Source organism: Streptomyces sp. NPDC028368, from assembly GCF_055565615.1.
On sequence record NZ_JBVHTY010000003.1, the window covers coordinates 135,062 to 148,869 of the forward strand.

General features: G+C 70.9%; 16 protein-coding genes. 7 read left to right on the forward strand and 9 right to left on the reverse strand.

Annotated elements, in window-relative coordinates; genetic code table 11:
- Positions 1 to 47: 47 nt before the first annotated feature.
- The 3 genes from ACZ4S3_RS07645 to ACZ4S3_RS07655 all read left to right on the forward strand — a co-directional run bounded on the left by ACZ4S3_RS07645 (position 48) and on the right by ACZ4S3_RS07655 (position 2,513).
- Entirely contained in the window at positions 48 to 443 is a 396-nt protein-coding gene (locus tag ACZ4S3_RS07645; protein WP_467927774.1) for a cytidine deaminase, read from the forward strand.
- A 99-nt stretch (positions 444 to 542) separates the two neighbouring features.
- Positions 543 to 1,820, forward strand: coding sequence for a thymidine phosphorylase (locus tag ACZ4S3_RS07650; RefSeq protein ID WP_467927779.1), 1,278 nt, complete (start codon positions 543 to 545; stop codon positions 1,818 to 1,820).
- Between the two features lie 96 nt (positions 1,821 to 1,916).
- The gene (locus ACZ4S3_RS07655) at positions 1,917 to 2,513 is read left to right on the forward strand and encodes a Uma2 family endonuclease (RefSeq protein WP_467927784.1); all 597 of its coding nucleotides are present in this window, start codon (positions 1,917 to 1,919) and stop codon (positions 2,511 to 2,513) included.
- 86 nt (positions 2,514 to 2,599) lie between these two features.
- Here ACZ4S3_RS07655 and ACZ4S3_RS07660 read toward each other — a convergent pair whose 3' ends face one another.
- Complete coding sequence (locus tag ACZ4S3_RS07660) at positions 2,600 to 3,931, reverse strand: MFS transporter (RefSeq protein WP_467927788.1); 1,332 nt, start codon at positions 3,929 to 3,931, stop codon at positions 2,600 to 2,602.
- Positions 3,932 to 4,050: 119 nt separating this feature from the next.
- Here ACZ4S3_RS07660 and ACZ4S3_RS07665 point away from each other — a divergent pair, with 119 nt between their 5' ends.
- Positions 4,051 to 4,989, forward strand: a complete 939-nt coding sequence (locus tag ACZ4S3_RS07665; protein WP_467927793.1) for a LysR family transcriptional regulator — start codon at positions 4,051 to 4,053, stop codon at positions 4,987 to 4,989.
- Here ACZ4S3_RS07665 and ACZ4S3_RS07670 read toward each other — a convergent pair.
- Positions 4,943 to 5,290: a hypothetical protein gene (locus tag ACZ4S3_RS07670; RefSeq protein WP_467927798.1), complete on the reverse strand. Its 348-nt coding sequence runs from the start codon at positions 5,288 to 5,290 to the stop codon at positions 4,943 to 4,945. The genes ACZ4S3_RS07665 and ACZ4S3_RS07670 overlap by 47 nt on opposite strands.
- 77 nt (positions 5,291 to 5,367) lie before the next feature.
- Positions 5,368 to 6,183 (reverse strand): alpha/beta fold hydrolase, encoded by an 816-nt coding sequence (locus ACZ4S3_RS07675; protein WP_467927802.1) that lies wholly within the window; start codon positions 6,181 to 6,183, stop codon positions 5,368 to 5,370.
- A 103-nt stretch (positions 6,184 to 6,286) separates the two neighbouring features.
- On the opposite strand from ACZ4S3_RS07675, the gene ACZ4S3_RS07680 reads away from it, so the two are divergent.
- Positions 6,287 to 7,447: an adenosine deaminase gene (locus tag ACZ4S3_RS07680; protein ID WP_467927807.1), complete on the forward strand. Its 1,161-nt coding sequence runs from the start codon at positions 6,287 to 6,289 to the stop codon at positions 7,445 to 7,447.
- A gap of 162 nt (positions 7,448 to 7,609) precedes the next feature.
- On the forward strand, positions 7,610 to 7,894 hold the full coding sequence (locus ACZ4S3_RS07685; RefSeq protein WP_467927811.1) for a hypothetical protein: 285 nt from the start codon (positions 7,610 to 7,612) through the stop codon (positions 7,892 to 7,894).
- Between the two features lie 119 nt (positions 7,895 to 8,013).
- Here ACZ4S3_RS07685 and ACZ4S3_RS07690 read toward each other — a convergent pair whose 3' ends face one another.
- From ACZ4S3_RS07690 to afsQ1, 5 genes are all read right to left on the reverse strand, one after another.
- Entirely contained in the window at positions 8,014 to 8,223 is a 210-nt protein-coding gene (locus ACZ4S3_RS07690; protein ID WP_467927816.1) for a PspC domain-containing protein, read from the reverse strand.
- Positions 8,224 to 8,314: 91 nt separating this feature from the next.
- Positions 8,315 to 8,827, reverse strand: coding sequence for a VanZ family protein (locus ACZ4S3_RS07695; protein ID WP_467929600.1), 513 nt, complete (start codon positions 8,825 to 8,827; stop codon positions 8,315 to 8,317).
- A gap of 180 nt (positions 8,828 to 9,007) precedes the next feature.
- A complete protein-coding gene (locus ACZ4S3_RS07700; protein WP_467927820.1) occupies positions 9,008 to 9,637 on the reverse strand; it encodes a hypothetical protein in 630 nt (209 codons plus the stop codon).
- Complete coding sequence (locus ACZ4S3_RS07705) at positions 9,634 to 11,253, reverse strand: ATP-binding protein (protein WP_467929605.1); 1,620 nt, start codon at positions 11,251 to 11,253, stop codon at positions 9,634 to 9,636. The genes ACZ4S3_RS07700 and ACZ4S3_RS07705 overlap by 4 nt, the downstream gene beginning before the upstream one ends.
- 104 nt (positions 11,254 to 11,357) lie before the next feature.
- Positions 11,358 to 12,035, reverse strand: a complete 678-nt coding sequence (gene afsQ1 / locus ACZ4S3_RS07710; RefSeq protein ID WP_026169550.1) for a two-component system response regulator AfsQ1 — start codon at positions 12,033 to 12,035, stop codon at positions 11,358 to 11,360.
- A 225-nt stretch (positions 12,036 to 12,260) separates the two neighbouring features.
- On the opposite strand from afsQ1, the gene ACZ4S3_RS07715 reads away from it, so the two are divergent.
- Positions 12,261 to 13,052 carry a SigE family RNA polymerase sigma factor gene (locus ACZ4S3_RS07715; RefSeq protein ID WP_467927824.1) on the forward strand — a complete coding sequence of 264 codons (792 nt, stop codon included), beginning with the start codon at positions 12,261 to 12,263 and terminating at the stop codon, positions 13,050 to 13,052.
- Between the two features lie 246 nt (positions 13,053 to 13,298).
- On the opposite strand, the gene ACZ4S3_RS07720 is transcribed toward ACZ4S3_RS07715, so the two are convergent.
- On the reverse strand, positions 13,299 to 13,775 hold the full coding sequence (locus ACZ4S3_RS07720; protein WP_467927827.1) for an OsmC family protein: 477 nt from the start codon (positions 13,773 to 13,775) through the stop codon (positions 13,299 to 13,301).
- Positions 13,776 to 13,808 lie beyond the last annotated feature (33 nt).

Sequence of the window (13,808 nt, forward strand, 5' to 3'; positions counted from 1 at the left end):
AGGTGTGCGCCGAGCGAGTGCGAGGCCTCGCGAACCGAGGCATCGGCATGAGCACAGCTCCCGACTGGGAGTCGCTGCGGCGGCAGGCCCGGGACGCGATGTCCCGGGCCTACGCCCCGTACTCCGGCTACCCCGTGGGCGCCGCCGCCCTGGTGGACGACGGTCGCACCGTCACCGGCTGCAACGTGGAGAACGCCTCGTACGGTCTCGCGCTGTGCGCCGAATGCGGCCTGGTCTCCGCCCTGTTCGCCGGCGGCGGCGGCCGGCTGACCGCCTTCACCTGCGTGGACGGCGAGGGCGAGCTCCTGGTCCCGTGCGGCCGCTGCCGCCAGCTGCTGTACGAGCACGGCGGCCCGGACCTCCTGGTCGATACGGCCGCCGGAATCCGGCCGCTGTCCGATCTCCTTCCGGACGCTTTCGGGCCGGGCCATCTGAAGAGATGACGGATGCTGGCCGCCTCCCGTTCTATGCGTGTAGAACGGGAGGCGTCACGTTCCTCGTGCGAAGTTCGAGGTACGCAGTCCGAAAGGAAGCCACGCCCCATGGACGTCATCTCCGTCATCCGCACCAAGCGCGACCGCGGCGAGCTGACCCTCGATCAGATCAATTGGGTCATCGACGCCTACACCCGCGGCGAGGTCGCCCACGAACAGATGTCGTCCCTGGCGATGGCCATCTTCCTCAACGGTATGAACCGCACGGAGATCGCCCACTGGACCGCCGCGATGATCGCCTCCGGCGACCGCATGGACTTCTCCTCCCTGCCCCGCCCCACCGCCGACAAGCACTCCACCGGCGGCGTCGGCGACAAGATCACCCTGCCGCTCGCCCCCCTGGTCGCCGCCTGCGGCGCGGCCGTCCCCCAGCTCTCCGGCCGGGGCCTGGGCCACACCGGCGGCACGCTCGACAAGCTCGAGGCCATCCCCGGCTGGCGCGCCGACCTCTCCAACGACGAGATGCTGGACGTCCTCCACTCCGCCGGCTCCGTCATCTGCGCGGCGGGCGACGGCCTCGCCCCCGCCGACAAAAAGCTCTACGCCCTCCGCGACGTGACGGGCACCGTTGAATCCATCCCCCTCATCGCCTCCTCCATCATGTCCAAGAAGATCGCCGAGGGCACCGGCTCCCTCGTCCTGGACATCAAGGTCGGCTCCGGCGCCTTCATGAAGCACCTCGACGACGCCCGCGAACTGGCCGCCACCATGGTCGAGCTGGGCACCGACCACGGCGTACGGACGGTCGCTCTGCTCACCGACATGGCCACCCCTCTCGGCCGCACCGCCGGCAACGCCCTCGAAGTCCGCGAATCCGTCGAGGTGCTGGCCGGCGGCGGCCCGGCCGATGTGGTGGAACTGACCCTCGCCCTCGCCCGCGAAATGCTCGACGCGGCCGGCCTCAAGGACGCCGACCCCGCCAAGGCGCTGGCCGACGGCACCGCCATGGACCACTGGCGCCGCATGATCACCGCCCAGGGCGGCAACCCCGATGCGCCCCTCCCCGTGGCCCGCGAACAGCACACCGTCACCGCCTCCGCCTCCGGCACCCTCACCACCCTCGACGCCTACGCCGTAGGCCTCGCCGCCTGGCGCCTGGGCGCCGGCCGCGCCCGCAAGGAAGACCCGGTCCAGGCCGGCGCGGGCGTCGAACTGCACGCCAAGCCGGGGGATGCGGTGCGCGAGGGCCAGCCGCTGTTCACCCTGCACACCGACACCCCGGAAAAGCTCCCGTACGCCCTGGAGGCACTGGACGGCGCGGTGCTCGTCGGCCCGGCGGACGCGGACTTCACCGCCTCGCCCGTGGTGCTGGAACGTATCGGCTGACCTGGGGTTTCTCGTATGGGTGAACGGGACCTGTGGACCGGTTCGGGTCCTGTTCGGCATGCTGGGATCGGCGTCATACCGAGATAGGAGACCGCCATGAGTGCACTCCCCGCCGACCCCGCTCCGGGGCAGCACTGGGATGAGCTCGTCCGCTTCTGGGAGGAGTCGGACTGGCCCGAGGGCAGCAAGGTGGAGATCATTGATGGGATCATCGTTGTGACACCACCGCCTGCCGCGCCCCAGAGTCGCATTGCCGACAAGGTTCAGCGCAGTCTGTACACCGTGCTTCCCAAAGACTGGGGGGCCCATCAGACCCTGGGAGTTGCCCACCCCACTCGCGGGCGCCTCTACATCCCTGACCTCGTCGTTTTCCCGGACGATGTCGTGGACGCGCTGGAGGGGGGCGCTGCCGCCCCGCTGACCGAAGCCGAACTGGTCGTCGAGATCACCTCGCCGTCCAACGCGAGCTTCGACCGGATCAACAAGGCGGCGGCCTACGCACAGGCGGGTGTTCCGCTGTATCTCCTCATCGACCGCTTCGCCCCTGCCGGGCCCACCGTCACCTTGTACGGGGAGCCCAAGGGCGAGGTCTACCGGGAGCTGCAGAAGGTGAAGTTCGGCGAGGAGGTCCACCTCCCCGACCCCTTCGGGCTCACCATCGATACCGGCGTGTTCCCCTTCGGCGGCGTCTGAAGGCGACGAGGACTCCAGGGAACGGCGAAGGGCCCGCCCCACCAGGACAGGTGGCGGGGCGGGCCCTTCGGCTTACGGGGGTGCGGCTACGCCGCCTTCTCCAGGTGCGTGCGATGCAGCAGCCGCCGCTCGACGACCGCCTTGCGCGTCGCGTACAGCGTGATCGACGCCGCGCCGACCATGGCCACCAGGCCCAGGACGACGGTGCCCTCCCAGCCCGCCGCGTGGAAGGCCGCGGCGCCGAGCGCGCCGCCCAGGCTGCTGCCGACGTAGTACGCGCACTGGTAGAGGGCCGACGCCTGGGCGCGGGCCGTCCTGGCGGTGCGGCTGACGGCGGACGAGGCGACCGCGTGGCCCGCGAAGAAGCCCGCGGTGATCAGGATCAGGCCCGCCAGCACCGCGGCGACCGAGTCGGCCAGGGAGAGGAGCAGGCCGGTGGAGGTCGCGCCGACGGCCAGGTAGAGGGCGCCGCGGCGGCCCATCCGGGCGACGAGCGTGCCCGCCGCGGCCGAGGAGACCGTACCGACCAGGTAGACGATGAAGATCGAGCCGACGATGCCCTGCGGGAGGTTGAACGGCTCGGAGGTCAGGCGGTAGCCGATGACGGTGTAGACCGCGCCGAAGACCGTCATGAAGAGCGCGCCGATGCCGTAGAGGCGGCGCAGCAGCGGGTTGGCCAGGTGGCCGGCCAGAGTGCCGGCCAGGGCCCGCGGGCCCACCGAACGGGGCGCGAAATGCCGCGCCTTGGGCACCAGCAGCCGGAACGCCACCGCGCACACCACCGCCATCACCCCGACCGCGCCGAGCGCGGCCCGCCATCCCCAGGCCTGGGCGACCCAGCCGGTCACGATCCGGCCGGACATCCCGCCGATGCTGTTGCCCGCCACGAACAGTCCGATGGCCGCCACCAGCGCCTTGGCCCGTACCTCCTCGGCCAGGAAGGCCATCGCGGAGGCGGGCAGACCGGCCAGCGCGATGCCCTGGACGGCGCGCAGCGCGATCAGTACGCCCAGCGACGGGGCGAAGGGGACCAGCATCGCGATCAGGGCGGCGACGGAGAGGGAGGCGGTCATCAGGGTGCGCCGGCCGAAGCGCTCGGAGACCGCGCTGAGCGGGATCACACCGAGTGCGAGGCCGAAGGTGGCCGCCGATACGGTCCAACTCGCCTGGTCCGGCGAGACCTTGAGGTCGCTGGAGATCGCGGGCAGCAGCGCCTGTGTGGAGTACAGGAGCGCGAAGGTGGCGATTCCCGCGGCGAAGAGGGCGAAGCTCATCCGGCGGTAGCCGGGGCCGCCCGGGTGCAGCTTGTCGGACTCGGGGTCGACGGCAGCGGCTGCGGGGGAAGAAGTGTCTGTGGACGACGGGGGAGAGGCGGCCGTACGGATGATGACGGACGCCCCGGTATCAGCGGGAGGCATGCTTTGAAGGTAGGACCCTGCGTTTCATGCGTCCAATGCATAGAAACGGCATAATCAATGCTGTGACGCATGATCCCAGTTCACGAGGTGCTCTGTCGCAACCCCGCAACAGAAAAGTCATGCCGGAAGTGGCGGAGGCCACTGATCTTGGCGTCGATTCGTGGGCGTACGCGCTCGCGCCACGCCTCGCGCAGTTCACCGCCGTGGCCCGGCACGAGCATGTCACCCGCGCCGCGCAGGAGCTGGGCATGCCCCAGCCGACCCTCAGCCGTGCCATCGTCCGGCTGGAGGAGGACCTCGGCATCGCCCTCTTCGCCCGGCACGGCCGTACCCTCTCGCTCACCCCGGCCGGCCGGGCCTTTCTCGCCACCACCGAACGGGCGTTGACGGATCTGGGGCGGGCGACGGAATCCGTACGGGCCGATGCCGACCCCACCGCCGGGAAGGTGGCGTTCGGCTTTCTGCACACCCTCGGGTCGGAGACCGTCCCCGGCCTCATCCGCACCTTCCGCGCCGACCATCCGCGGGTCCGCTTCCAGCTCGTCCAGAACTACGGCGAGGCAATGATCGAGCGGCTGCGGCTCGGCGATCTCGATCTGTGCCTGACGTCGCCGGTGCCGGACTATCCCGACCTGGTCGCCCGCCGCCTCGACGAGCAAAAGCTCCGCCTCGTCGTCCCGGACGACCATCCGCTCGCCGGGCGCAAGCGGATCCGGCTGGCGGAGGCGGCGGGCGAGCTGTTCGTGACCCTGGAGCCGGGGTACGGGCTGCGCCGGATCACCGACGCGCTGTGCGCCGAGGCGGGGTTCACGCCGCGGGTCGCGTTCGAGGGGGAGGAGGCGGAGACGCTGCGCGGGCTGGTGGCGGCCGGTCTGGGGGTGGCGCTGCTGCCGCCGCCCGCGGTACCCCGGCCCGGCGTCGCCGAGCTGACCGTGACGGCACCACGGGCGGTCCGGGAGATCGGCGTGGCCTGGCTGGACGGGCACCAGGACACACCGCCGGTGGCCGCGTTCAAGAAGTTTCTGCTGAGCCGGCGGGGGGTGTTGCTGCCTCGGTGAGGACGGTCCCTCTGGCCAGGGTTCGGATTCCGGTGCCGGTCGGGCCGGCCAGGGCCACCAGGTCGACCAGGGCGGAGTGGGGAGGTTCGAAGAAGGCCACCCGCCGGTCGTAGCGCGTGATTTCCCTCAGCTCCAGGCGGGGAGGAACGCCGTCGCCTGCCTCCGCCCCTGCCGCTGAGCCGCCGACGACGAAGACCTGGCCGGCGCGCGCGACGCCGCCGACGCACCGCACGACACACCTCACCGTCGCGCCGTCCACGGACTCCACCCGGTGGATCTGCAGCATGCTGTGGTCCGTCATGGTGGGTCCCGCCTCCGTACGGGATCGGCCCGGCCGCCGGTAAATGCCCCTCGGCGCCGCCCCGTTACCCACCGTACTCAATGCCGCAACGACGCCCCGAACCCCGACGCCAGTGGCATCCGCAGGCCCAGTGGCGGGGGTGCAGCCAGCGCGTCCTTCACCGGGCGGGCGTAGTCGCGGGTGAAGAGGGAGCCGAGCATGAAGTCGGCGGCCAGGGAGAGGACTTCGGCGCGGTGCTGGTGGAGGGAGTGGCCGTCGGAGTGGACCTCGAAGCGGCAGGTGTCACGGTTGACCTTCTTGGCGCGCTCGGCGTAGCGGTAGGAGAGGTCGGGGTCGGTGCGTTCGTCATTGGTGCCGTGGATGAGCAGGACCTGGCGGCCGATGAGCTGTTTCACCGGATCGGGGCGCTCGGAGACGGGATGGGGGTCGGGGAACCAGGGGGCGATGGCCAGTACGGAGTGCACGGCAGGGTGGCCCGCGGCGTGCAGGGCGGCGCGGGCGCCCATGCCCGTACCGACCAGACAGACCGGGACATCGCCGTAGCGGCGCACGATCTCGTCCAGGGCCCAGGTGGCGTCCCGCGCGGGGTGCGCGGCCGAGCCGTTCCAGCCGCGGCAGCGGTAGCGCAGGACATGGGAGGTCAGGCCTTCGGGGCGGCCGGCCTTCGCCAGCCGGACCGCGAGCGGGCGGACCGCCAGCGCGGAGATCGGCGATGGGCGCCGTACCCCGGTCGGGTCGCCCTCGGGCAGTAAAAGGGCGACGCCGCTCACCGACCCGGCCCCGTGCCCACCACCGCTCTTCCACCGGAGCGCCGCGCGCGCCCCTCCGTCCCCGGCCGTTCCGCGCGGTTTTCCCAGCCGGGCCTCGCGCACCGGCAGCGCTTGCTGAGCCATGACGAGAACGATGGCAGAAGGCGGCGTGCCCGCCACCCTGTGGACGGGTCACTGTTACGTATCGTTCGGTGAGATCTACGCGCGTAGGGTCTAGAGTGCCGAGATGACGAGCGAGACCACGACACTCCCGACCAGTGAACAGATCCGCCGCGCCCCCAAGGTGCTGCTCCACGATCACCTCGACGGCGGGCTGCGTCCCGCGACGGTCGTCGACCTGGCCCGCGAAACCGGCTACGAAGGACTGCCCGAAACCGACCCGGAAAAGCTCGGGATCTGGTTCCGTGAGGCCGCCGACTCCGGCTCCCTCGAGCGCTACCTGGAGACCTTCGCGCACACCTGCGCCGTCATGCAGACCCGCGACGCACTGGCCCGGGTGGCCGCCGAGTGCGCCGAGGACCTGGCCGCCGACGGTGTCGTCTACGCCGAGATCCGGTACGCGCCCGAGCAGCACCTCGAGCAGGGCCTGACCCTCGAAGAGGTCGTCGAGGCCGTCAACGAGGGTTTCCGCGAGGGCGAGCGGCGGGCCCGGGAGAAGGGCCACCGCATCCGCGTCGGTGCCCTGCTGACCGCCATGCGGCACGCCGCCCGCGCGCTGGAGATCGCCGAACTCGCCAACCGCTACCGCGACTTCGGCGTCGTCGGCTTCGACATCGCGGGCGCCGAGGCCGGCTTCCCGCCCACCCGCCACCTCGACGCGTTCGAGTACCTCAAGCGGGAGAACAACCACTTCACCATCCACGCCGGCGAGGCCTTCGGCCTGCCGTCGATCTGGCAGGCGCTCCAGTGGTGCGGCGCCGACCGTCTCGGCCACGGCGTCCGCATCATCGACGACATCGAGGTCGACGACGACGGCGCGGTCAAGCTCGGCCGGCTCGCCTCGTACGTCCGCGACAAGCGCATCCCGCTGGAGATGTGCCCCACCTCCAACCTCCAGACCGGCGCCGCCACCTCCTACGCCGAGCACCCCATCGGGCTGCTGCGCCGCCTGCAGTTCCGCCTCACGGTCAACACCGACAACCGGCTGATGAGTGGCACCAGCATGTCCCGCGAATTCGAGCACCTGGTCAAGACATTCCGATACACGCTCGATGACATGCAGTGGTTTACAGTCAATGCGATGAAATCAGCGTTCATTCCTTTCGATGAACGTCTGGCCATGATCAATGACGTCATCAAGCCCGGATATGCCGAACTGCGGGCCGAATGGCTGTTCCGGTCGGTAGGTGCAACTCCCAGCGTGAGCAGGAGTTCTGACGCTGAGTAAGGCCCATCGGGCGCCATGGCGCGCGATATAGCGGAACGGTCGGTGGATGTCCACCGGCCGTTTTTCTTCGACTGTGGGTGTTTGCGGTGGCGGTAACCGCGTCACTAGGTTGTTTTGCCGGTCAAGCCCTCATCACAAACCCCATCTCGAGGACGTAATTCGATGAAGCAGGGAACCATCAAGACTCTCGGTACCGCCATGCTCGGTGCCGCTTTCGCCGTCACCGCCGCGGGCGTCGCGTCCGCGGCCTCGCCGGTGGACGCGGCCGACGCCACCGCGCTGCTGCACAAGCTGCCGGTCAAGGCGGCCACCGAGACCGTGTCGGGTGCCACCCACGCCAAGCCGGCCGACGGCGGGGTCAAGACCCACACCCGCTCGAAGGGCAACACCCTGGGCGGTCTGCCGCTCGACGGTGTCACCAGGAACCTGCCGCTGAACAACGGCTGAGCGGTCGCCGAGCCCTGAGCGGTGCCCCGGCGCGTACGCCGCAGTGCGTATGCGCCGGGGCACCGCCCTGTCCACGGCCCTGTCCGCTGTCCGCCGCACGGCCGTGGCGGGGCGCCTGGTTACCAGGCGGCGACGCTGGTGGCCTTGTCCTCCGAGGGGAGGAGTATCCACAGCGCCAGGTAGAGGAGGAACTGCGGGCCCGGCAGCAGACACGAGAGCACGAAGATCACGCGCATCGTCGTCGGGGTGGTGCCGAAGCGACGGGCCAGGCCTGCGCAGACTCCGGCGATCATTCGGTTGTTGCGGGGGCGGACCAGTGCGGCGGCCATGATGGCGACTCCTTTGCGGCTCGTGATTCCGGCACGAGGCGACGTCGATGCGGGGCCTTGCCCGGCATCGCGGGGCGTTTGCCCCGATGTCTCAAAGGTAGGTCCGGGTGGCGGAGAGAACATCCGCCTGTGGTGGCAGTCCAACCCTGGAGATCTTCGGGGTCGCACCCCCGAGATGCTCCTTCCGGCGGCGGAGCCGGCACCTGAACCCAGGTACGACAACCAGATGGGCCAGTGCCACCCCGAGCGTATTCAGCAGCACCGAGTCCACATCCGGGACCTGTCCCGGCACTCCGGCCTGCAGCAGCTCGATGGCCAGCGAGATCATCGCGCCGGCGAAGACGGTACGGGTCAGCGACACCAGCGGGGACACATACAGCCGCCCGGCCGCCATCGGCAGCAGCACCCCCAGCGGCGCCAGCAGCAGCACCTGGCCGCTCAGGCCCTGTACCGCGTGCCAGGGGCCGCGGGCCAGCTCCGCACCGATCGACGCCAGCGGCTCGAGATTGGGCGCCGGCACCCATGGCACCGTACGGGGACGCAGCGTCAGCCAGCCGACGATCAGCAGATGCGCCACCAGCAGGAGCAGTCCGGTGGCGCGCATACGGAGGGCGGCGGTGTCGCCGGAACCATGACGCTGCACAAAGGCCAGGACGCCGGTAGCGGGGGCCGCGGTTCCGCCCTGTTGCGCCCGTCTTGGCCGGATGCCCGCCACCGGGACCGGACCCGCCACCGTGGCCCGACCTGTACGGGCACAGGCCCCGCCCCCTGGGGAACCCCGTACTCAGTCCTCCTGGGACAGCGGGTCGCCCCAGCCCGCGTTCTGGGCGATGTCCGGGTTGGCGAGCACATCGGCGGAGCAGTCGTAGCGGTGCGGCGCGTCCTTGCCGGGCCCGCCCAGCACCGCCGCATGCCTACGGCCCAGCGCCGGGGCCGCGCCGTAGGTGCACACCAGCTGCGCCAGCGCGAACGACGGCAGATCGTCGGGACGGATGCTCAGCCGCAGCGCGTCCGCGGGGTCGCCCGCGTGCGGGCCGGTCACCTTCAGATCCTCGGGCACCGCGCTGCTGAACCCGGCTCCGCTCTCCGCCGACGAGGGCTGCTGCCGCAGCTCCGCCAGCAGCGCCCGCGCCGAATCCAGACGGATGGCCGCGGCCGTCGTGCTCTTGGGCCGGGGCACGGAACGCTCCACCTGGGCCAGCGTGGAGCTGCACACCAGATAGACGGGGACCTGAACGCCATCGGGCGCGGCCGGCTCCGTAGCGCCGGCCAGGACCTTGCAGCTCACCCGCGACGGCGCGCCGCCCGCATCCACCGGCACGGACGTACCCCGGATACCGCAGCCCGCGGCGGCCAGCGCCAGCGCCGCCACCGCGGCGGTCCGCCGCCACCCCCGGGCACCCCGGATCGTCATCGGTCCCCCTCCGTGCCCTTGCCGGCCGCGCCGCCGGCATTGCGGCCCTCGCCGCCCTGCCCGCCGTCCGTCAGCCGGGACGCGTCCATCGGCAGCCGCAGCGTGAAGACCGCGCCGCCCTCGGGCAGATTGGCGGCGGTGATCTCGCCGCCGTGGATATGCGCGTTCTCCAACGCGATGGACAGGCCCAGGCCGCTGCCCTCCGACCGCGGCCGGGACGCACTCGCCTTGTAGAAGCGGTCGAAGACGTGCGGCAGCACCTCTTCCGGGATGCCGGGACCGTGGTCCCGCACCCGGATCACCAGCTCCCCGCTTCCGGCCGCCTCGCCCTCCAGGCCGTCCGCATCCTCCGCATCCCCGGCGCGGTCGGCCTGCTCGGGGAGGCCGGCGTGCTCGGTGTGCTCGGCGTGCTCGGTCTCCTCGGTGTGCACGGACACCCGTACCGGCGAGCCGCCGTGCTTGAGGGCATTGCCGATCAGATTCGCCAGGATGACATCGAGCCGCCGCGGGTCCAGCCGGGCCACGATGCCGCGGTCCGCGTCCAGATCGACCGCGTCCAGCCAGGCCCGCGCGTCGATACACGCGGTCACCTGGTCGGCGACATCGACATCGTCCAGCACCAGCCGGGCCGTCCCCGCGTCGAAGCGGGTGACCTCCATCAGGTTCTCCACCAGGTCGTTCAGCCGCCGGGTCTCGCTGACCACCAGCTGCACCGCGGGCGCGATCATCGGATCGAGGGAGTCGGCCTCCTCCTCCAGCACCTCCGAGACCGCGGTGATCGCCGTCAGGGGCGTGCGCAGCTCGTGCGACATGTCGGCGACGAACCGCCGGGAGGACGCCTCCCGCGCGCTCAGCTCCTCGACCCGCTGCTCCAGCCGCTCCGCCGTGCGGTTGAACGTACGGGAGAGGTCCGCGAGTTCATCGGTGCCGGTCACCCGCAGCCGGGTGTCCAGCCGCCCCTCGCCCAGCTGCCGCGCCGCATACCCCAGCCGCTGGACGGGCCGCAGCACGGTCGTCGCCGCGGCCTGCGCCAGCAGCGCCGAGCCGACCAGCGCCAGCGCGGTGGCGATCCCCAGCGACCAGGCCAGGGAGTTGAGGTCCTGCCGCTCGGCGGCCAGCGACTTCATCATGTAACCGGTCGGGCCGCCGCCGATCACCTTCGCCCCGGCGACCAGATAGGGGACGTCCCCTACTTCCTGGCGCTGCCAGTACAGATGGTGCGCAAAGCGGTTGGACTCATCGACCGGCCGCACCTCGTTCACCGCCGTACGCAGCGTCTTCGGCACGCTCTTGAGCGTCAGCAGATCCTTGTCGGTGGTGGCCGCGCAGGCCTTGCCCTCCCGGTCCACGCCGATCAGCAGCACCGCGTAATTCTGCGGCCCGCCCGCCATCTGCCGCGCCGCATCCTGGAGTTCGGAGCACCGCGGCCGCGCCGCCAGCGACCGCGTACTGTCCTCCAGCGACTTACGGAAGTCATTGAGCACGGCATTCTGCGTGCGGTCCAGGACGGTGTTGCGGTTGAGCCAGTAGGCGATACCGGACGCGGAGACCGCGGCGGTCAGCGCCACCAGCGCGAAGACGACGACCAGCCGCAGCCGCAGGCTCGTCCAGCGCAGCAGCCCGGAGGCGCGCCGCAGCAGCCGCGCGGGACGGCCGCCCGGTACGGGCGCCGCGGCGTCTTCGCTCCTGTCGTCGTTGCTGCTCTCGGTGATGCGTCCCGTCACTGCGGGGAGTCCAGCCGGTAGCCGACACCGCGGACCGTACGGATCAGGGTCGGCGACGACGGCACGTCCTCCACCTTCGCGCGCAGCCGCTGCACACACGCGTCCACCAGACGCGAGTCGCCCAGATAGTCGTGCTCCCACACCAGACGCAGCAACTGCTGCCGCGACAGCGCCTGTCCGGGCCGGCGGCTCAGCTCCAGCAGCAACCGCAGCTCGGTCGGCGTCAGTTGCAGATCCTCGCCGTTCTTGGTGACCGTCATCGCGGAGCGGTCGATCACCAGCGAGCCGAAGGTCGCCGAGTCACTGGACTCCCGCTCCCCGCGGCGCAGTACGGCCCGGATACGGGCGTCCAGCACCCGCCCCTGCACCGGCTTGACGACATAGTCGTCCGCACCGGACTCCAGCCCCACCACGACGTCGATGTCGTCGTTGCGCGCGGTGAGCAGGATGATGGGCAGCTGGTCCGTACGCCTGATCCGCCGGCACACCTCGAAACCGTCGATGCCCGGCAGCATCACATCCAGCACGATCAGGTCCGGGCGCTGCTCGCGCAGCAGCTTCAGGCCGTCCTCGCCCGTCGCCGCGGTCACCACACGGTGACCCTGGCGAGACAGGGAGAGTTCGAGGGCCGTGCGGATGGCGTCGTCGTCCTCGATCAGCAACAGGAAAGGCACCTCGCCATTCTGGCCCATGGGACCCCAGGAGATCGACCAGTGGCCCCCTCTCATATGTGCCCCGGTCGTGCGGTGCCCCCGCGCCGTACCTCACCAGCCCCTGTGACAGGGCTGTGACAGTCGGCAGACAACGTGATGAAACTGGGTTGGCAGTCTTTTGGGCACCGGGAGAGATCAACACCCGGGACACACCGAACGAGCTGGCTCTACGACGGGGGGCGCGAGATGAACACACTGCACGGCACCACTTCCAGCGCAGTTATCACGCGACTCCATGACGTCGTCAGGGCCGGGGAGAAGTCCGGTGCCGTGAGCGGACGGGGGTGCGCGCGCGGCACCGGGCGTCAGCGGCCGCCGTACATGGTGGCCATCGACGCGACGTCGGTGTCATTCACCGGGGCCGACGGGGGACACGGGAGCCACGGGGGAAACAACGGGGGAACGGAGTACAGGGAGGACACGGGGGAACGGCGCTCCGCGTCGGAGGCGGCCGAGGCCGAAGCGGCCTTCACCGCCTACGTCCAGGAGCGCCGCGCCTCCCTGTACGCCACCGCCTACCACCTGACCGGCGACCGCTACGAGGCCGAGGACCTGCTGCAGAGCGCACTGTTCTCGACCTACCGGGCGTGGGACCGGATCAGCGACAAGGCGGCGCTCGGCGGCTATCTGCGGCGCACCATGACCAATCTCCACATCAGCGCCTGGCGCCGCCGCAAGCTCAACGAATACCCGACCGAGGAACTGCCCGAGACGGCCGGCGACGTGGACGCGATGCGTGGCACCGAGCTGCGCGCCGTCCTGTGGCAGGCACTGGTCCGGCTGCCCGAGACGCAGCGCACCATGCTGGTGCTGCGCTACTACGAGGGCCGCACGGACCCCGAGATCGCGGACATCCTCAACATCAGTGTCGGCACGGTGAAGTCGAGCATCTGGCGCGCCCTGCGCCGGCTGCGCGAGGACGAGGTCCTCAGCTTCGGCCGTGACGAGGAAGAGTCCTTCGGCGAGCTGGTGGCCTGAGGGCGGGGGGAAACCGGGGGAACGTGCCCGAGGGGAACGGGGACGGGGGAAAACCGGGGGAAACGGGGATACGGGGGAAACCGGCCAAGGGCGAGCAATCAACCAAGACCGGATGTATCGGGGGATACGGGGGAAAGTAGGGGGAACACGGGGGAGAAGAAGCGGGTTCGGGCGGCCGGGGGGTCTGTCCGAGCCCGCTTCTTCGTATGCACCGTGGACGCCAGGAGCGCCGCGGCCGGGGCAGAGCTACGCGCCCCGCACCGCCACCACCGGCTCGTGCCGCACCGGGAAATTCACCGAGTTGGCGATGAAGCACTTCTTGTGCGCCTCGGCGTGCAGCGCCCGCGCCCGCTCGGCATCGTCCGCCGACGCCACCTCGACCCGCGGCCGCAGCACCACCTCCGTGAACCTTCCTCCGCCGGCACCGTCCTCCGCCATCGTGCCCACCGCCTCGTCCGTGTACCCGACGACGACCACACGCCCCAGCGCGCACAGCGCCAGATACGACAGCATGTGGCACTGCGCGAGCGAGGCGAGCAGCAGCTGCTCCGGATTCCAGCGGTCGGCCGTGCCGCGGAACGCCGGGTCCGCGGTGCCCGGCAGCGGCGGCGGGCCCTCGGCACGCACCTCGTGATCCCGGTCGTACGCGCGGTAGCCGCTCGTCCCGGAGCCGGTGTCGCCGGTCCAAGTGACGCTGGTGCGATAGCTGTGCTGCCTGGGCATCGGCCTGCATCCCCTCGTTCGCGGTCGGCGGCC